Here is a 19,949-nt window from a genome sequence, read left to right as displayed (position 1 = left end):
TATATAACTTTTTAACCTTTTGATTTTTAATCATTTGGTTAGTTGGTTAGCTGGTTAAGAAAACATATTTAAGATAGAAGACTAGTTTTATAGTTTTATAGTTTTTCGTTTTTAATTTTTAGTTTTCTTAACTAATTAACCAGATAACTAGCTAACCAAATAACTAATTCTTAACGAGGTACGGGATACGAATTTATTCTGAATTCTGGCTTCTTCCTTCTATTTTCTTAGCTAATTAACCAGGTAACTAGCTAACCAACAAGTGATGTAATGTGTAACATGTGATAAGTAACCTGTAATAAGTACCTGTTTTTATAATTTGGGAAATTTAATCTTATTACTCATTACATATTACTTGTTACTGTATTTTATCGAGATACGATTAAGAAGTGGTGAGTATTTTGATTAAAATAGAAAATTTAAGCTATATATATAATTATCATAAAAAAGAACAAATAAAAGCTTTAGACAATATTAGTTTAGAAATAGAAAGTGGAGATTTTATCTCTATTATAGGTCCTAACGGATCAGGGAAATCTACTCTAGCCAGACATCTTAATTGTTTATTACTTCCTACTTCTGGAAATATCTGGGTAGAAGGAATGAATACTAAAGAAGGAGATAATACATGGAAGATTAGACAAAAAGTAGGCATGGTCTTCCAAAATCCCGACAATCAGATCGTGGCTACTACGGTAGAAGATGATATTGCTTTTGGTTTGGAAAATATTGGGATAAGTGAAAAAATTATGAAAGAGCGAGTGGATTGGGCTTTAGAGGTTGTAGAGATGGAGGAGTATAAAAAAAGTGAACCTCATTTACTTTCTGGTGGACAAAAACAAAGAGTAGCAATTGCCGGAGCCATCGCCATGCATTCTTCACATTTGGTTTTAGATGAACCTACTGCAATGCTCGATCCCCGAGGACGAAAAGAGATAATAGATATGGTTAAAAAATTAAATCAGGAAGAAAATATTACTATAATCTATATTACCCATTTAATGGACGAAGCAGCAGAGTCTAACCAAGTGATTGCCTTAGATAAAGGTAAAGTTGCTTTGGTGGGAAAACCTGAGGAGATATTTATTCAAACTGATATTTTAAAAAAATTAAGATTAGATGTTCCTCAAATAACAGAACTTGCTATAAGATTAAGTAATAAGGGATTAAATATCTCTTCTCATATTTTAAAGGTTGAAGAAATGGTGGACTCTTTATGTTTATACGTTTAGAAAATGTATACTTTACTTATAGTTTAGGAATGCCTTTCGAAACTGAAGTGTTAAAAAATATTAATTTAGAAATAAATGAAGGCGAATTTATTGGGCTAATCGGACATACTGGTTGTGGAAAAACGACTCTAATTCAACATTTTAATGGCTTACTTAAACCTACTTCCGGTAAAGTTTTTGTCGAAGGAATCGATATAAATAAAAAAGGAGTGAAGCTTAAGTTAATTAGACAAAAAATAGGTTTAGTATTTCAGTATCCTGAGAACCAATTATTCGAAGAAACAATATATCAAGAAGTTGCCTTTGGCCCAAGAAAATTAGGCTTACCAGAAGAAAAAATTGAAAAGAGAGTTCAGGAAGCCTTAAAGATAGTTGACCTTGATTATAATCTCTATGCAGAGCGTTCACCTTTTTCTCTTAGTGGAGGAGAAATGCGTCGGGTAGCTTTAGCTAGTATATTGTCTATCAGACCAAAAATGTTAGTTTTAGATGAACCTACTGCTAATCTTGATCCGCAAGGTAGAGATAATATATTATCTGAGATAAAAAAGGTACATCGCGATTTTGGAATGACTGTAGTTTTAATCTCACATAACATGGAAAAGATTGCCGAAATAGTAAAACGCCTTTTGGTAATGAACCGAGGAGAGATAATCATGGATGGCAGTCCTCAGGAGATTTTTGAAAAACATGCCAATGATTTAATCAAGATAGGGCTAGGACTTCCTCAGGTAACTGAGTGTATGTATGAATTAAAAAAAAGAGGTAAAGAAGTATATACTGGGGTATTAACTGTAGATGATGCTGAAAAAGAAATATTAAATAGAGTGAAAAAAATTAATAAAAAGATAAAAATTTAATAAATTTAATATATAAAAATTACCAAGAAGATGTGGAAAAATGATAATATTAAGGAATATTAGTTTTGGTCAGTATATTCCAAGGGATTCTTTTATTCATAATTTAGATCCCCGAATAAAAATAATAATTTGTTTAACTGTAATTATAAGCTTGTTTCTTATAACGAATTTTTGGGGATATTTTATTTTAGGCGTTTTTATAATGATTGGTATTATTACTTCCCGAGTTCATCCAAAATTTGTACTAAGAGGATTGCGCCCAATATTATATATAATTTTATTTACTTTAGTAATCCATCTTTTTATGACTGAAGGTGAAGTAATTTATCGTTTAGGTATTTTTAAAATAACTCGGGAAGGATTAATAAAGGGTTTGTTTATTTCTTGTCGATTATTTTTATTAATTTTAACTACTTCTCTACTTACTTTAGCTACTTCTCCTATATCTTTAACTGATGGGATAGAAAAGTTATTAGCAGTTTTTAAATTTATAGGTATACCTGCTCATGAGATAGCTATGATGATGACTATCGCCCTGAGGTTTATTCCGACTTTACTAGAAGAAACAGAAAAAATAATGAAAGCTCAGATTTCTCGAGGGGCAGACTTTGAAAGTGGTAATATTGTTAATAGAACGAAGAATTTAATTCCTATTTTAATACCCTTATTCATTAATTCATTTCGACGTGCTGATGAATTAGCTATTGCTATGGAAGCTAAATGCTATAGAGGGGGAGAAGGAAGAACTCATTATAGACAATTAAAAATCAAAAAAGCTGACCTCCTGACTCTTTTCTTAACTATAGTTATTACTGCTATGGTTAGTATAATGTTTTAAATTAGTTTGGTTAAATGGTTTTACCCGGTTAATTAATTAATATTAAACTAATTAACCAGAAAACCAACTAACCAGCTAACCAGAGGAAAAAATGATTAATATAAAGCTTACCATAGAATATGAAGGAACTAAATATCATGGCTGGCAAAGGCAAAAAAATTCTTTAAGCATCCAAGAAATATTAGAGGAAAAAATTTCTCAAATTACCAAAGAAAGGATAAAATTAATCGGTTCTGGAAGAACCGACGCCGGGGTGCATGCCTTAGGACAAGTAGCTAATTTTAAAACTAATAGCTCCCTTCCTTGGACGAGATTACCTTTGATCTTAAATGTTTTATTACCTTTGGACATCAGAATTAGAAAAGCAGAAATGGTAGATGATAATTTTCATGCCCGTTATAGTGCAATTAGTAAAATTTATCATTATTATATTTTAAATTATCCTAAAAATAATTACTACCTGCCCATTTTTCTAAGAAATTATGTATATTGTGTTTATAAAAAGATAAATTTAGAAGAAATAAGAAAAGCAAGTAATTTTTTACGAGGAGAACATAATTTTTCATCTTTTGCATGTTCAGGGAGTAGGATTAAAAATAGGGTTAGAAATATCCAAGAGATAACTGTTACTAAAAAAAAGGGAAGTATAATTTGTTTTCATCTTGAAGCTAATGCTTTTTTATATAAAATGGTTCGTACTATAATAGGTACACTTTTAGAGGTTGGTAGTGGCAAAAAGAGTTATTTAGAGATAAAGAAAATATTAGAGGCTGAAGATAGGAAAGTAGCAGGTAAACCCGTTCCTGCCAAAGGATTATTTTTAATGAAGGTAAATTATTAATTAGTCGTTAGTGAATAGTGAATAGTCGTTAGTATTAAATGCAAGTTGACAGTTTTCAGTTATCGGTTTACAGTTTACAGTTCATCAAAAGGACCTATAATAATATAACTCCTATGCGCTTTGAGCTTTCTATAAACTTGTAACTCGAAACCTGAAACCTGCAACTTATTACTGTATTTTATTTACTAAATACTATTCACTATTCACTAATTTAGCTTGACATCAAGACTTGATTATATTACAATTTATTATGTCGTTTTCTATTGAAAGAAAAGTGTTTTAGAAAAAATAAATTTTATCTAAATTAATTAGGCAGGGAGGAGCAAATTGAAAACTTACAGTGCAAAAGCAGATGATATTGATAGAAAATGGTATTTAATTGATGCAGAAGGTAAAATATTAGGAAGATTAGCTACTCAGATAGCTAAAATATTAAGGGGAAAGAATAAACCAACCTACACGCCATCTATGGATTTAGGTGATTATGTGGTAGTTATAAACGCTGAAAAGATTAGAGTAACCGGGAATAAACTCAAAGGGAAAATATATAGGTACCATACATTTTATCCAGGAGGTTTAAAAAGCGTTAGGTTAGAAACATTATTAAAGAGAAAACCAGAATTAGTTGTAAAAAAAGCAATACAAGGTATGATTCCTCATAATAAATTAGGTAGAGCTATGATAAAAAAATTAAAAATTTATAAAGGAAGCGAACACCCTCATCAAGCTCAAAAATTAGAAAAAATTAATTAAACATTAAAAGGGAGGTTAAATATTTGACGCAGTTAAAAAGTTATGGTACTGGAAGAAGAAAATCCTCAACTGCCAGAGTATGGCTAGTTCCTGGTAAAGGGAATATAAAAATTAATAATAAAACATTAGATAAATATTTTAGTGGAGAAGTTTTATGGACCGCAGTAGAAAAACCTTTAGAATTGGTAAATAAAAAGAATGAATTAGATGTTTTTGTCAAAGTAGAGGGGGGAGGTTTTACTGGTCAAGCCGGGGCAATACAGCATGGAATTGCCAGAGCTCTTCTTAAATTCGATCCTGCTTTACGGTCAAGCTTAAAGAAAGAAGGTTTGTTAACTCGGGATTCAAGAATGAAAGAGAGAAAAAAATATGGTCAAAAGGGCGCTCGAACTAGATTCCAATTTTCTAAAAGATAATATTTTTTTACATCTTCAACAAGAGAAAGGTTTACCAATTGGAAAAGGAGCCTTTCTCTTTTTTTTTACTTTTTTGTTCAAAAATACGCCAACTATATTTTTAATTAAATTTATTTTTATTATTATTTTATCTTTTTAAGGAAGGATACATTGAAAAGAAATCCTCATTTAGATATTTATTTAGAAAAAATTAAAATAAATACGGAAAACATTAAAAATTTATGTCAAAAACATGGAATCGAGGTAGTAGGAATAACTAAGGGTTGCTGTGCTATTCCAGAAGTAGGGCAAGCTATAATAGAGGGAGGAATAAAAATATTGGGAGATTCTCGAATTGAGAATCTTAAAAGATTAAAAAAAAATGGACTTAAAGCGGAGACGATGTTAATACGAATACCAATGCTCAGCGAAGTGGACAGAGTTATTGACTGGGCTGATATAAGTTTAAATTCGGAGATTTCAGTAATTAATTTACTATCACAGGCAGCATTAAAGAAAAAAACCGTGCATAGAATAATTCTAATGATTGACCTGGGAGACTTGAGGGAAGGAATTATGCCAGATAATACTTTAGAGATGATGGGAGAAATTAGAAAGTTATCGGGAGTAAAATTAATAGGTTTAGGAGCAAATTTTTGCTGTGTTAGCGGAGTAATGCCTACTCGGGAAAATTTAAATAAATTGGTTAGACTAACGGAAGAAATAGAGAGAAATTTTCAGATAAATTTAGAAGTAATTTCAGGGGGGGATACTAGTGTTTTAAAATTAGTGGAAGATAATATAATTCCTGAAAGAATAAATCAATTAAGAGTAGGAGTAGGAATATTACTCGGTCAAGACGATGTAAGATTGCGAAATATAGCCGGTACTTTTCAAGATACATTTATTTTAACTGGAGAAGTTATAGAAATTAAAGATAAACCATCTTTACCTCAAGGAGAAATTGGACTGGATGCCTTTGGTGAGATACCCGTTCTTCAAGATTTAGGAATAAGGAAAAGAGCTATTTTAGCTTTAGGGAAACAGGACGTTCATCTCGGTAGCTTAATTCCTTTAAAAGAAAGAATAAAGATAATAGGGGCAAGTAGTGATCATTTAATTATAGATGTTACTGATTTTGAAGAAAACATAAAAGTTGGAGATGAAGTAAGGTTTAGATTAAATTATCCGGCTTTACTTTCTACCACTACCTCTAAGTATATAAAAAAATATTTTTATAGAAAGGGAAAAAATAATGGCTATAAATATGAAAGGAAAGAATTTAATATCTATTAATGATTTAAGCAAGGAAGAGGTTGCTCAAATATTAGAAACCGCTGAGATTATGAAGTTAAGGCACTATTCTCACGAAGAACAACCTCTTTTAAAGGGTAAAGTTTTAGGGATGATTTTTCAAAAACCATCTTTAAGGACTAGAGTATCTTTTGAAGCAGGAATGATCCAGTTAGGTGGAGCAGCTATTTATCTTGGTCCTGAAGATATAAAATTAGGGCAAAGAGAGGCCACTAAAGACATTGCTCAGGTGTTATCTCGTTATGTAGATGGAATTATGGCTCGAACTTTTAGCCATGAAATAATATTAGAGTTAGCTAATTATTCATCAGTTCCAGTTATAAACGGATTATCTGACCTTTTACATCCCTGTCAAATATTAGGGGATTTACTAACTATTAAAGAAAAGAAAGGTAGATTATCCAATCTTAAATTAGCTTACCTCGGGGATGGTAATAACGTAGCTCATTCCTTATTGTTTGGGGTAGTTAAAGTAGGTATGGATATTGTTTTAGCTACTCCTTCTAATTATGAACCTAAATCAGAGATCGTAGAGCAGGCTAAAAAGGATGCTAAAAAAATGGGTAGCAGAGTAGAGATTATTCATAATCCATTAGAAGCTGCAGATAAAGCTGATATTATCTATACAGATGTTTGGACTAGTATGGGATTTGAGAAAGAGCGTGACATTAGGAAGAATGTATTTAGACCTTATCAAATAAATCAAGATTTAGTAAATAGAGCAAAAGATGATGTCCTAATATTACATTGTCTTCCAGCTCATCGAGGCGAAGAAATAACTGATGAAGTTATAGATGGACCTCATTCTGTAGTAATCGATCAAGCAGAAAATAGATTACATGCTCAAAAAGCTATTTTAGCTTTATTGCTCTAAATAAAGGAGGATCAAGTGTCTATCTCTTTTCACCTTTTGGATATTATTGATATATTAGTCATTGCTTTTGTATTATATCATATAATATTATTAATTAAGGATACTCCGGCATTACAATTAATCAAAGGACTAATTGTTCTTTTTATTGCTTCTTTCGTTGCTGATCAACTTGGCTTTCGGGCTATTAATTGGCTTTTAAAAGGAGCTATGGCTATGATGGTCGTAGCATTGCCCATAATATTTCAACCAGAAATAAGAAGAGGATTATTGAAGATGGGGAGGAGAGGTTTTTTAATAAATACTTCTTTTTTGCATAAAGAAGATAACAAAAAGATTGAACAATTAATAAACGGATTGGTTATGGTTATACCTATGCTTTCCGCAAAACACAAAGGAGCTTTAATTGTTTTAGAAAGAGAAATTGGCTTAAAAGATATTTTAGAGACCGGCATCATTTTAAATAGTGAATTTTCTCCTGAATTATTGTATTCTATATTTATGCCTGATTCTCCTTTACACGATGGAGCTGTAATTATTAGGGGTAATAAGATAATAGGAGCAAATTGTATTTTACCACTAAGTGAGAGAATGGATATTAGCAAATCTATGGGTACTCGACATAGAGCAGCTTTGGGTTTAAGTGAGCAGAGCGATGCCTTAATAATTGTAGTATCAGAAGAAACCAGTAATGTCTCAATCTCTTTGGATGGAAAAATTACTCGACCTTTGGAACCTCAAGGATTAAAAAAGATGTTAGCCCACTTATACCAGCCTAAAATAGTTTCTGAATTTACTTTCTGGCCCAAAGAGGAAGATAATAAATGAAAGAATTAAGAAGTTGGTTATTAAAAAATATTGATATTAAACTACTCTCTATATTTTTAGCTATTATTTTATGGTTATACGTAGCAAGTGGAGAGAACAACCCCATAGTAGAAAATTTTATTGATGTATCTCTTACTGCTACTAATCTCAAAGAAGATTTAGTGATAAAAGAGTTACCATCAACGGTAAGCGTAGGAATTAAAGGTCCTAAAAATATAATAAACAACATTTCTTCTCATCAAATTACCGGAATAGTAAATTTTTCAGAAATTAATAAAGTAGGTCAATATATATTAAAAGTAGAAATTGCTCCTCCTAAGAGAACGGAAATTATCAAAATTATTCCTTCGGAAATTAAAGCAGATATTGAGAGAATTTTAACCAAAGAAGTTGAAGTTGAATATAGTTTAATAGGAATACCTGAAAAAGGATATTCTTTAGCTGAGGAACCTAAAATTATTCCTTCTAAAGTTAAGATAATTGGAGCTCAAAGTATATTAGAAAATGTAAAGCAAGAAATTTGTACCATTGATATTTCTGGAATTAAAGAAGATTTTAATAAAAAGATAAAAATAAATGCCATAGATGTAAATGGAAATGAGGTTAAAGGAGTAAAGATTGAACCGGATACAGTAGAAGTTTCTATTTCTCTATCTCTTGGTTATCCTGAGAAAATATTACCAGTAAAACCAAGAATAATAGGGAAACCAGCTCCCGGTTATTATATTTCTCAAATATTGGCTAAACCTGATGAAATAAAGATTTTTGGAAATTATTCTAAAATAAACAATTTAGAATTTTTAGAGACTATTCCTATTAATGTGAGCGATATTACTACGACTCTATCCGTAAAAGTTCCGCCAGCATTAAATGAGGGGCTAAATATAGTAGAAGGTGAGACTACCTTAATAGAAGTAACTATACAGGTTAAAGAGGCATTAGTTCAGAAAACTCTACCAAGTGTTCCAGTTATACTTCAAGATTTATCTCCCTTCGTATCTTGCGAAATAAAACCTGAGGTAGTGGAGGTAATAATTGAAGGGGAAAATATTTTAATTGATCCATTAAAGAAAGAAGATATAAAAGCTTTTGTAAAATTTGAAGATAATTTCCAGGTAGAACAGAAAGTAAAAGTTCAAGTAGAAGTTCCTGATGGAATTTCTTTGATAAAAATTGAACCAGAAGAAGTAACAGTATTGATTAATAAATAGAATTTATAATTTTCCAATTCGCCAATTCTCCAATACACCAATTGGTAAATTGGGCAATCGGTTAATTGGTCAATTGATATCGAGGTAATTAATGAAAAAATTATTTGGAACAGATGGTATAAGAGGGGTAGCAAACCAAGAACCAATGATTGCTGAGGTAGTTTTTCAGATAGGAAGAGCTGGGGCATATTTATTTAAAGATGAAATTGATCCTAAGATATTAATTGGCAGGGATACACGGATTTCAGGTGATATGTTAGAAGCTGCTTTGATAGCTGGGATATGCTCAATGGGTGTAGATGTTCTAAGAGTTGGAATAATGCCTACTCCCGCAGTAGCCTACCTGGCTAGAGTTTATAATGCTAATTGCGGTATAGTTATTTCTGCTTCTCATAACCCTTTCCAGTATAACGGTATTAAATATATCAGGAGAGATGGATTTAAATTTTCTGATTTAGAAGAGGAAGAGATAGAAAGAATATATTTTAAAAATTATACCAAGAATGAATGGCCTACTGAAAAAAATATTGGCCGGGTAAAAGATTTATCTGAAGCAACAGAAAAATATATTGATTATATTAAAACTACCATTCCCTCTGGATTTAACTTAAAGGGATATAAAATTGTTTTAGATTGTGCCAATGGTGCTTCTTTTATAATTACTCCGCAGGTTTTTACCGAATTGGGGGCGAAGATAATTACCATTAACAATAAACCCAATGGGATTAATATAAATTTTGAGTGTGGATCTACTCGTCCTGATTCCTTAAGAAAAGAAGTTTTAAATCAACAAGCAAATTTAGGTTTATCTTATGATGGAGATGCAGATAGGGTTATAGCTGTAGATGAAAAAGGAAATATTGTAGATGGAGATCAAATTATGGCCATCTATGCTTTAAATCTCATCAAAAAAGGCCAATTATTAAATAATACGATGGTAACAACTTTGATGAGTAATATTGGTCTTGATCGAGTTATAAAAAAAGCAGGTGGAAAAGTTATTAGAACCAATATTGGTGACCGTTATGTATTGGAAATGATGAAGAAGATTAAGGCAGTATTAGGAGGTGAACAATCAGGTCATATTATTTTTTTACAATATGGCACTACTGGAGATGGATTATTAACTTCTCTGCAGCTTTTAAAAGTTCTTCAAGAAGAAGAAAAATCTTTATCTAATTTAGCCTCAGTAATGGAAAAATATCCTCAAATTATTTTAAATTTTAAAGTTAAAGATAAAGGGGAATTCTTTAAAAATATTTACCTAAAAAAAACTATTAAGGAAATAGAAAGGAAATTTAAAGGGAAAGGGAGAATTTTCGTACGGCCTTCTGGGACCGAACCTTTAATCAGGATATTATTAGAGGGAGAAAGTAGGGAAGAATTAGAGGAAATTTCTCAAGATTTAAGAGAGGTGATTGAAAGAGAGGTGATCAAGAATTTAGATTAAAAAAAATTGAATATAAGCGCCAGAACTTGCTTATTTTTAAATAATTTTATATTGCAAAGTAAGTTGACGAGGTAGGAGTTTATCGAAAATTCGGCGGATGCTCCTGGGTTGGCCAGATCCTTAAAAAACCTACAAAACTTTCCAGTAATGGCAAGGACAAAAAGGTTTTTATGGTTAGGATCCATTTAGGGATTCAATAAAACTTTCTTTAAATAAAAATTAACCAATTATGGTTTTTTATTTTGTATTAGTATTTTATTGATATTAAAGAATAATACCCTATTATCTATCCTTTTGAATGGATTTTTAATAGGGTATTTTGTTTTAAGAAAATATTTAATTTAAGAAGGGATAAAAAATGTGCGGAATAATTGGATATATTGGTTCAAAAGAAGCAGTACCAATTTTGTTAGATGGGTTAAAGAAATTAGAATATAGAGGATATGATTCTGCAGGTATTGCGGTATTAAAAGATAATAAAATTGAAATAAAAAAAAGTAAAGGAAAGATAGCTAGATTAGAAGACTTATTAAAGAAGAGTATACCGAAAGGAAATACCGGATTGGGACATACTAGATGGGCTACTCATGGGAAACCTAATAACCTAAATGCTCACCCTCATAATGGATGTAATTCAGAAATAGCGGTAGTGCATAATGGCATTATAGAAAATTATCTTCTTTTAAAAGAAAGATTAATTTCAGAAGGGCATAATTTTGTCTCGGAGACAGATACTGAAGTTCTTCCTCATTTAATAGAAAGTAATTATAAGGATAATTTAACCTCAGCGGTAAAAGAATCTCTAAAAGAGATAGAAGGATCTTATGCTATCGGAGTCATTTCAACTCGTGATCCAGAAAAAATTGTAGCTTCACGTTGGAGGAGCCCTTTAATTATCGGAGTAGGGAAAGGGGAAATGTTTTTAGCTTCTGATATCCCAGCCCTGCTTAAATATACGAATAGAGTAATCTTTTTAGAGGAAAGGGAAATTGCTACCATAACTAAAGATGGAGTGGAAATAATCAATTTTGAAGGTAAAATTTTGGAAAAAGAAATAATAAATATTGAATGGGATGCGGAGATGACTGAAAAGAGTGGATATAAGCATTTTATGTTAAAAGAAATTTTTCAAGAAACTATGGTTATTCGCAATAACTTAGAAGATAGGATTAATTTATCCACCAAATCTCTAGAACTTTATAATTTATCTCTCTCCTTAAAAAACATTAAAGAGATAAAAAAAATATTCATCTTAGCTTGTGGAACTTCTTATTATGCAGCTTTAGTTGGTAAATACATTTTAGAAGAGTTAACCAATATTAATGTAGAAGTAGATTATGCTTCTGAATTTAGGTACAGAAAAATATTGTTAGACCAGAAAGATTTAGTTATGGTGATATCTCAATCGGGTGAAACTGCTGATACTATTGCTGCTTTAAATTCCTGCCAAGAAGTTGGTTCCCATGTTTTAGCTATTACTAATGTAAGGGGAAGCACCATTAGCCGTAAGGCAGATAGTGTAATATATCTTAATGCTGGACCAGAAATAGGTGTTGCTTCAACGAAAGCTTTTATTGGTCAATTAATATCCCTTTACCTTATATCTCTCTATTTTGCCCAAGTTAGGGAGTCTCTTAATTTCTCAGAGATTAAGAAAATAATTTCTGAGTTTATAAAACTTCCTCAAATGGCTGAGATTATTTTACTTAAAGACCCGGAAATTATCAAATTAAGTGAAGAATTTTGTAATTTCCATAATTTTTTATATCTGGGAAGAGGAATTAATTATCCTATCGCTTTAGAAGGAGCTTTAAAACTTAAAGAGATTTCCTATATCCATGCTGAAGGTTACCCAGCGGGAGAAATGAAACATGGGCCAATTGCTCTACTAGATAAAACTTTTCCGGTAGTGGTAATAGCACCTCGAGACAAAGTCTATAACAAAGTAATTAATAATATAAAGGAAGTTAAAGCCAGAGATACATTGGTATTAGGTATTGCTACGGAAGGAGATAAAGAGATTTCCAATCTTGCAGATAGAGTATTCTATATTCCTCAAACTTTGGATCTATTATATCCAATTTTAGCGGTAATACCTTTACAATTATTTGCTTATCATATTGCTGATAAATTGGGTTGTGATATTGACAAACCAAGAAATTTAGCTAAAAGTGTTACTGTGGAGTAAAGAACTGGTTATTTTAAAAAAACATTTTGTAAAATTTAAAAGCAAGAGTATAATTAATTAAAATAAAATTAGGAGAAATTTTTAGGAGGAAAATTATTGATGGAAAAAATAACTAAAGAAAGGATTTTAGAAAAAGTTAAAGAATTAAAGGTAAAGTTTATTAGATTAAGGTTTACAGATATTTTAGGGATACCTAAGAATGTAGAAATTCCGACCAGAGAATTTAAAAAAGCTCTTGAGGGTAAGAAAATGTTCGATGGATCATCTATTCAAGGTTTTGTACGGATCGAAGAGTCGGATATGTATCTAAAGCCAGATTATTCTACTTTTACCATAAATCCCTGGGAAGAAGAAAAAGATGTAGCTCGGATTACCTGTGATATTTATAATCCTGATGGTTCACCTTTTGAAGGTTGTCCCAGAAATAATTTGAAGAGAGTAGTAGAAGAAGTTAAAGAAATGGGATATTCTACCAATATTGGACCAGAAGTAGAATTTTTTCTATTTTTTAGAGATGAAAACGGTAAAGCTACCACAAAAACTCACGATCAAGGGGGATATTTCGATCTTTTACCCATTGATTTAGGAGAAGAAGCAAGAAGGGATATAGTTATTGCTTTAGAAAAATTAGGCTTCGAAGTTGAGGCCTCTCACCATGAAGTTGCTCCAGGGCAACATGAAATAGATTTTAAATATTGTGATGCACTTACTGCCGCTGATAGAATAATGACTTTAAAATTGACTGGTAAGACCATAGCTTTAAAACATAATTTACATGTTACCTTTATGCCCAAACCTATTTTTGGTGTAGCTGGCTCTGGAATGCATACTCATTTATCTTTATTTAAAAATGGGGAAAACATTTTTTATGACCCTAATGGTAAATACAGATTAAGTCAAGAAGCTTTATATTTTATTGGAGGTTTATTAAAACATGCCAAAGGGTTTACGGCTATTACTAATCCTTTAGTAAATTCTTATAAGAGGTTAACCCCTGGTTACGAAGCGCCTGTTTATATTGCCTGGTCAGAAAGGAATCGTAGTCCTTTGGTTAGAATACCTGCGGAAAGAGGAGTAGGTACTCGAGCAGAACTTAGAAATCCTGATCCATCCTGTAACCCCTATTTAGCCTTTGCAGTAATTTTAAAAGCTGGAATAGATGGAATTAAAAAACAGATTGATCCTGGAGAGCCAGTTTATCAAAATATTTATACTATGAGCCAAGAAGAGAAAAAATCGTTAGGTATTGAAAGCTTACCCTCCACTTTAAATCAAGCTTTAAACGAATTAGAAAAGGATGAGGTGGTAAAATCAGGCTTAACTGATCACCTATTAACTAATTATATTGAAGCCAAGAGAAAGGAATGGGAGGCATATCGTATTCAAGTTCATCAGTGGGAATTGGATAGATATTTGACGATTTATTGAGAAATGAAGAGATTGGAGGTAAATAAATATGGAGAATTTTAATAAAAGCTTTAATTTAAAAAAAATCGATTTAAGAAGTGATACGGTTACCTTACCGACAGACGAGATGCGAGAAGCAATGAAAAATGCTGAAGTTGGAGATGATGTTTATAAAGAAGATCCCACCGTAAATCGATTGGAAGAATTAGCTGCTAAAAAATTAGGAAAAGAGGCAGCATTGTTTATCTCAAGTGGAACTATGGGTAATTTGATCGCTGTCTTGACTCATTGCCAAAAAGGAGATGAAATAATTTTAGAAGCAGACTCCCATATGTATTATTATGAGGTAGGAGGTATGTCAGCTGTAGCAGGGGTGATCCCTCGACTAATTGTAGGAAATAAGGGAGTTCCTAATCCTCAAGATATTAAGAAAGCATTTAGAGAAGAAAATATTCACTATCCTAAGACCACCTTAATTTGTTTAGAAAATACTCATAATCGAGCTGGGGGAACAGTTATTCCTCCTAAAGTAACCGAGGAAATCTGCCAATTAGCCCATCAACGAAATATTTTGGTTCATTTAGATGGAGCTCGAATATTTAATGCTGCTATTGCTTTAAATATTGAACCTTCTGACCTGGTTAAAAGTGTCGATTCAGTTATGTTCTGTCTTTCTAAAGGATTGAGTGCTCCAGTAGGATCAATTTTAATAGGTTCAAAGGAATTTATTCAAAAAGCTCGCAAAAATCGAAAGATGTTAGGTGGGGGGATGAGACAAGCAGGAATTTTAGCCGCAGCGGGAATAATTGCTCTTGAAAAGATGGTAGAAAGATTAAAAGAAGATCACCAAAATGCTCGTCTTTTGGGAATAGGTTTAAATGCCCTAGATGGGCTAAAAGTTGACTTAGAAACAGTTCAGACTAATATGGTTAATTTTGATCTTCAAGAAGTAGGTATGGACACTGCTCAATTTTTACCTAAGTTAGCGAAATATAATATATTAGGATCACCACGGCCACCCGCTAAAGTTCGTTTAGTTACTCATTATGGAATCAGCGAAGAAAACATTTTTACAACTATAGAAGCGATAAAAGAAATAGTTAGAAATTAGTATATAGAAGTAGGGGCGTATTGCATACGCCCTAAAATATAATCATAAAAATTGTAAGGCAGGCGTCTCGGCTGTCAAGGAGGTATATTTTTTGCAAGCTTTACCAGGATATAGAAAATGTTTTGTATGTGGAAAAGATAATCCCATTGGTTTAAATATTACCTTTTTTAAGGATAAAGACAAAATAAGAGCAGAATTTATTCCCGAATCAAAACATCAAGGTTATAAAGGAATTGTTCATGGGGGAATATTATTTTCTATTTTGGATGAGATAATGGGCAGAACTGCATTTATAAATAAAGGTGTAATGACTTTAACAGTAGAAATAAATGTCAAATATAGAAAAAAAGCTCCAGTAGGTAAAAAGATTATCTTTACTGCTCAGATGACTGAAGATTTGGGTAAAATGGTTGAGGCTCAAGCGGATGCCCGTTTAGAAGATGGCACACTATTAACGGAGGCAAGGGGGAAATTTATAGTTATTTCTAAAGAGATGCAGAGAGAAGTAGAAGAATATTTTAATTTTTAAATTAGTTTAAATTTATTATAGAAGATTAATTAACCAATCTTCTTAAATAAAATAAGATTAGTAATAAACAGGAGAAAAAAATTAATTTTTACTAAATTGTTAATGTTATTTATAGCAATTCCAGTAGTGGAGCTGTATATCTTAATTGAAGTGGGAAAGAAGATAGGAAGTCTAACTACTATCGGTATAATTATTTTAACCGGGATATTAGGAACTTATTTGATAAAAAGTCAGGGTTTTATGATTTTAAGGAAAATTCAAAATGATTTAAATGAAGGTATCATGCCAGGGGACAGCTTAATTCAGGGAGCAATTATCCTGCTCGGAGGAGTATTACTGCTTACTCCTGGTTTTATCACTGATATCACGGGCTTTATTTTTTTAATACCTGCTGGTAGAAAAATAGTTAAAAAATATTTATTGAAATGGTTAAAAGGAAAGATAAAAGAAGATAATTTTTATTTTAAAGAATTTTAAATATTGATAACTAAAATAAAAAATATTAAGTAAAGAGGAATGATATTCTTGATTATAGGTTGTGGGATAGATTTAGTTAAAATTGAAAGAATAGAAAAAATAATTAAAAGATGGGGAGATAATTTAACCTCTAGAATGTTTACCCTCTTAGAAAGAGAGTATTGTAAAAAAAGAAAGAGTAATAAATATCAATCTTATGCCGGGAAATTTGCAGCCAAAGAAGCTTTATTAAAGGCATTAGGATTGGGTTTGGGAGGGGTTAACTGGACCGAAATAGAGATAAGCAATAATGAACTCGGTCAGCCGATTATCAAGACCAGTGGAAAATTAAATATAATCGTTTCCAAAAAAGGGGTAAGTAAATATTTTTTAACTATATCTCACACCAAAGATTATGCTGTAGCTGAAGTAATCTTAGAAAGTTCAGCTCAGAAGGCAGAAGACAGAAGTCAGAAGAAAATAGTAATAAGTGATTAGTAATGTGTAATAAGTAATGGGTAGGGGTTTGATTCATCAAACCCGTAAAAAAACGGGTCGAATAAATTCGACCCCTACCACTAAAAAATATACTTTATTTGAAAATGTTTTGAATTTTAAATTCAGGCGGTATTTTATGAAGGTAGTTACCAGTCAACAAATTAAAGAGATTGATCAGAAAGCAATAGAAGAATATGGTATATCTGGTCTTACTTTAATGGAGAATGCCGGTTCAAGAATATTTCAAAATATGAAAAATATTTACCCTGATCTAAAATTAAAAGAAGTGGTTATCTTTGCTGGTTCTGGTAATAATGGCGGAGATGGCTTTGTAATTGCCCGTCACCTTTATAATTATGGAACAAAGGTAAAAGTATTTCTACTATCTCCTTTTAATAAGATTAAGGGTGAAGCAAAGGTAAATTTGAATCTTATTAATGAAATGGGGATTGAATTAATTGAAGTAAAAACAGAGGAACTCAAGAAAATACAAGAAGCTATACAAAACTCTGATTTGATTGTAGATGCCATATTGGGTACAGGGTTACACGGGAAAGTAATCGGTTTAAAAGCTGAAATAATAGATTTGATTAATGTGGCTAAAAAAGAGGTAGTAGCAGTTGATATTCCCTCAGGTTTAGATGCAGATATAGGAAAAATCGAAGGACCTTGCATAAAAGCAACTTATACGGTTACTTTAGCTTTACCGAAAATAGGTTTATTAATCTATCCTGGAGCAAGTTATGTAGGAAAAATAATTATTGAAAATATTGGAATTCCCTCCTATTTATTAGAAAATAGAAAATTAAAGATAAATTTGGTAACTAAAGAGATGGTTAAAACTCTTTTACCTTTACGTCCTATTTACTCTCATAAAGGATCTTTTGGTAAAGTTTTAATCTTAGCTGGTTCGGTAGGTATGACCGGAGCAGCTTTTTTAACTAGTGAAGCTGCCCTAAGAAGTGGTGCAGGTATAGTAGTATTAGGAATTCCTCAAAGTTTAAATTCAATAATGGAAGTAAAATTAACTGAAGTTATGACCCTCCCTTTAGCGGAAACAGAGAATCAGTCTTTAAAAGAAGATGCAGAAGAAACAATTTTAAAATTGATAAAAAAATTTTCGGTATTAGGAATAGGTCCTGGTATTTCCCGGCAATTAGAAACTCAAAGATTAGTTAGGAAAATTATAGAAAAATCTACTATTCCTCTGGTAGTGGATGCTGATGCGATATATGCTTTAAGTGAAGATCCTACGATATTAAAAAAGATCAAGGCTCCTCTGTTAATTACTCCTCATCCAGGAGAAATGGCTAAACTTACCAATAAAGATATAAATTATATTTTAGATAATCAGTTAAATATTGCCAGAGAAGTTGCTCAAGAATATGGGATTATAGTAGTATTAAAGGGAGCCAGAACAATTATTGCCAACCAAGAAGGTGAAATCTATATTAATATTGGTGATAATTCAGGGATGGCTACCGGAGGATCTGGAGATGTTCTAACTGGGATAATTTCTAGTCTAATAGCTCAAGGGGCAAATAACCTTTCGGCAGCAATAGCTGGAGTTTATATTCATAGCCAAGCTGGAAATTTAGCCCGAAATATTAAAGGGGAAAGGGGTATGATAGCTGGTGATATTTTGTCTCAAGTTCCTCAGGCCTTTTTAAATATAGAAGATTATGTAATAAGTGATGTGTAGGGGTTCGATTTATCGAACCCGGATGAAGGAGCGGATAGAAAAAAGATAGATTCCCGTTTCCACGGGAATGACAGATAAAGAAGAGATAATGACATAAATATTATTGTAGCGAACATGAGGAGAAAAAATCTAAAGATGCAAAAACTATTAGGTCTTACCTGGACAGAGGTAAATCTTGATGCTATTGCCCAAAATGTTAAAAATATTAAAAAATTAATTGGTAAAAAAAAAGAACTAATGGCGGTAGTAAAAGGGAATGCTTATGGACACGATATTTTAGAAATTTCTTCAGTAGTTTTAGAAAATGGAGCTACGAGATTAGCAGTCGCTCGTTTAGAAGAAGCCATTTTCCTCCGCAAAGCCGGTATTACTGTCCCTATTTTAGTCCTTGGTTTAACTTTAAAACCACAAGCAGAATCTTTGGTATCTTATGATATAACTCCTACAGTATGTGAATTTGAAATGATAGAAAAACTTTCTGAGTCGGCAGTTCAAATGAATAAGATGACTAAAATTCATCTCAAAGTAGATACGGGCATGGGAAGGATAGGAATTTTCCCTGATGATGTTTTGAAATTTATTAAAAGGATAAAGACCTTGAAAAATGTAGAAATAGAAGGTATTTTTACTCATTTTTCAGTTGCTGATGAGAAAGATAAGTTTTACACCGAAGAACAATTCAAAAAATTTATAGAAATCTTAACTATTTTAGAAAAAGAAGGAATAAAAATTCCCATAAAACATGTAGGTAACAGTGCAACTCTTCTTGATTTGCCTCATATGTGGCTAGATATGGTAAGACCTGGCCTTGCAATATATGGACTATACCCCTCTAAAGAAGTAAAAAAGACCATAAATTTAATTCCAGCGCAACAATTTAAAACAAAAATAGTTTTTATAAAAGAACTCCCTCGGGGGGAAAGCATCAGTTATGGTAGGACTTATATTACCAAAAGAAGAATGAGAGTAGCTTCATTACCAGTAGGTTATGCTGATGGCTATAATCGGCTTCTTTCTAATCAAGGTGAAGTATTGGTTAGAGGACAGCGTGTACCAATAATTGGACGTGTGTGTATGGATCAGTGCATGATAGATGTTACCAATCTCACCCAAGTAGAAATCGGAGACGAAGTAGTATTATGGGGTAGACAAGGGGAGGGAATGATCACCGTGGAAGAAATCGCCCAAAAAATAAGAACTATCAATTATGAAATTGTGCATCTGCCAGATAAAAAACGGGTAGCTAAGTTATTTATTAAAGATGGAAAGCCATGGAAGATTAAAACTATGTTAGGGGAAAGATTATTATAGCGGATAGTAAAAAATAGCGTAAAGCGTAGAGAAATACAGTGATAAGTAATCTGTAATGAGTAATAAGATCACAGTTCTGAATTTACAAAAGCAGGTTACTTGTTACACGTCACATATTACACAACTAACTGGCAAACTGGGTAACCAGCTAACT

The 19,949-nt window shown here is 31.8% G+C and carries 19 protein-coding genes; all 19 read left to right on the top strand.

The window, feature by feature from the left end:
• Positions 1 to 392: 392 nt before the first annotated feature.
• The 19 genes from COZ07_RS07280 (at position 393) to alr (ending at position 19,795) form a co-directional block, all read left to right on the top strand.
• The gene (locus COZ07_RS07280; protein ID WP_406607910.1) at positions 393 to 1,232 is read left to right on the top strand and encodes an energy-coupling factor transporter ATPase; all 840 of its coding nucleotides are present in this window, start codon (positions 393 to 395) and stop codon (positions 1,230 to 1,232) included.
• Positions 1,217 to 2,092, top strand: coding sequence for an energy-coupling factor transporter ATPase (locus tag COZ07_RS07275; RefSeq protein WP_406607909.1), 876 nt, complete (start codon positions 1,217 to 1,219; stop codon positions 2,090 to 2,092). Before COZ07_RS07280 ends, COZ07_RS07275 begins: the two co-directional genes overlap by 16 nt.
• Before the next feature lie 40 nt (positions 2,093 to 2,132).
• Positions 2,133 to 2,930, top strand: coding sequence for an energy-coupling factor transporter transmembrane protein EcfT (locus COZ07_RS07270; RefSeq protein WP_406607908.1), 798 nt, complete (start codon positions 2,133 to 2,135; stop codon positions 2,928 to 2,930).
• 91 nt (positions 2,931 to 3,021) lie between these two features.
• Positions 3,022 to 3,771 carry a tRNA pseudouridine(38-40) synthase TruA gene (truA, locus tag COZ07_RS07265; protein WP_406607907.1) on the top strand — a complete coding sequence of 250 codons (750 nt, stop codon included), beginning with the start codon at positions 3,022 to 3,024 and terminating at the stop codon, positions 3,769 to 3,771.
• A 327-nt stretch (positions 3,772 to 4,098) separates the two neighbouring features.
• Positions 4,099 to 4,524, top strand: a complete 426-nt coding sequence (rplM, locus tag COZ07_RS07260; protein ID WP_406607906.1) for a 50S ribosomal protein L13 — start codon at positions 4,099 to 4,101, stop codon at positions 4,522 to 4,524.
• 23 nt (positions 4,525 to 4,547) lie between these two features.
• Positions 4,548 to 4,940, top strand: a complete 393-nt coding sequence (rpsI, locus tag COZ07_RS07255) for a 30S ribosomal protein S9 (RefSeq protein ID WP_406607905.1) — start codon at positions 4,548 to 4,550, stop codon at positions 4,938 to 4,940.
• 150 nt (positions 4,941 to 5,090) lie between these two features.
• The gene (locus COZ07_RS07250) at positions 5,091 to 6,215 is read left to right on the top strand and encodes an alanine/ornithine racemase family PLP-dependent enzyme (protein ID WP_406607904.1); all 1,125 of its coding nucleotides are present in this window, start codon (positions 5,091 to 5,093) and stop codon (positions 6,213 to 6,215) included.
• Complete coding sequence (gene argF / locus COZ07_RS07245) at positions 6,175 to 7,107, top strand: ornithine carbamoyltransferase (RefSeq protein ID WP_406607903.1); 933 nt, start codon at positions 6,175 to 6,177, stop codon at positions 7,105 to 7,107. Before COZ07_RS07250 ends, argF begins: the two co-directional genes overlap by 41 nt.
• A gap of 15 nt (positions 7,108 to 7,122) precedes the next feature.
• Complete coding sequence (cdaA, locus tag COZ07_RS07240; protein ID WP_406607902.1) at positions 7,123 to 7,932, top strand: diadenylate cyclase; 810 nt, start codon at positions 7,123 to 7,125, stop codon at positions 7,930 to 7,932.
• A complete protein-coding gene (locus COZ07_RS07235) occupies positions 7,929 to 9,143 on the top strand; it encodes a YbbR-like domain-containing protein (RefSeq protein ID WP_406607901.1) in 1,215 nt (404 codons plus the stop codon). Before cdaA ends, COZ07_RS07235 begins: the two co-directional genes overlap by 4 nt.
• Positions 9,144 to 9,234: 91 nt before the next feature.
• Entirely contained in the window at positions 9,235 to 10,593 is a 1,359-nt protein-coding gene (gene glmM, locus COZ07_RS07230) for a phosphoglucosamine mutase (RefSeq protein WP_406607900.1), read from the top strand.
• Positions 10,594 to 10,951: 358 nt separating this feature from the next.
• A complete protein-coding gene (glmS, locus tag COZ07_RS07225; protein ID WP_406607899.1) occupies positions 10,952 to 12,781 on the top strand; it encodes an SIS domain-containing protein in 1,830 nt (609 codons plus the stop codon).
• A gap of 99 nt (positions 12,782 to 12,880) precedes the next feature.
• Positions 12,881 to 14,209, top strand: coding sequence for a glutamine synthetase family protein (gene glnA / locus COZ07_RS07220; RefSeq protein WP_406607898.1), 1,329 nt, complete (start codon positions 12,881 to 12,883; stop codon positions 14,207 to 14,209).
• A 28-nt stretch (positions 14,210 to 14,237) separates the two neighbouring features.
• Positions 14,238 to 15,299: a low-specificity L-threonine aldolase gene (gene ltaE / locus COZ07_RS07215; RefSeq protein ID WP_406607897.1), complete on the top strand. Its 1,062-nt coding sequence runs from the start codon at positions 14,238 to 14,240 to the stop codon at positions 15,297 to 15,299.
• A 91-nt stretch (positions 15,300 to 15,390) separates the two neighbouring features.
• On the top strand, positions 15,391 to 15,828 hold the full coding sequence (locus COZ07_RS07210) for a PaaI family thioesterase (protein ID WP_406607896.1): 438 nt from the start codon (positions 15,391 to 15,393) through the stop codon (positions 15,826 to 15,828).
• Positions 15,829 to 15,930: 102 nt separating this feature from the next.
• The gene (locus COZ07_RS07205) at positions 15,931 to 16,305 is read left to right on the top strand and encodes an FxsA family protein (protein ID WP_406607895.1); all 375 of its coding nucleotides are present in this window, start codon (positions 15,931 to 15,933) and stop codon (positions 16,303 to 16,305) included.
• A gap of 39 nt (positions 16,306 to 16,344) precedes the next feature.
• On the top strand, positions 16,345 to 16,782 hold the full coding sequence (acpS, locus tag COZ07_RS07200; RefSeq protein WP_406607894.1) for a holo-ACP synthase: 438 nt from the start codon (positions 16,345 to 16,347) through the stop codon (positions 16,780 to 16,782).
• Positions 16,783 to 16,918: 136 nt separating this feature from the next.
• Positions 16,919 to 18,484, top strand: a complete 1,566-nt coding sequence (locus tag COZ07_RS07195) for a bifunctional ADP-dependent NAD(P)H-hydrate dehydratase/NAD(P)H-hydrate epimerase (RefSeq protein ID WP_406607893.1) — start codon at positions 16,919 to 16,921, stop codon at positions 18,482 to 18,484.
• Between the two features lie 135 nt (positions 18,485 to 18,619).
• A complete protein-coding gene (gene alr, locus COZ07_RS07190; protein WP_406607892.1) occupies positions 18,620 to 19,795 on the top strand; it encodes an alanine racemase in 1,176 nt (391 codons plus the stop codon).
• Positions 19,796 to 19,949 lie beyond the last annotated feature (154 nt).

The sequence above is a fragment of the Candidatus Infernicultor aquiphilus genome, from assembly GCF_002784285.1.
Lineage (GTDB): Bacteria > Atribacterota > Phoenicimicrobiia > Phoenicimicrobiales > Phoenicimicrobiaceae > Infernicultor > Infernicultor aquiphilus.
Note: the sequence above shows the minus strand (reverse complement) of the source record. Positions and strands in the feature narration are given on the sequence as shown.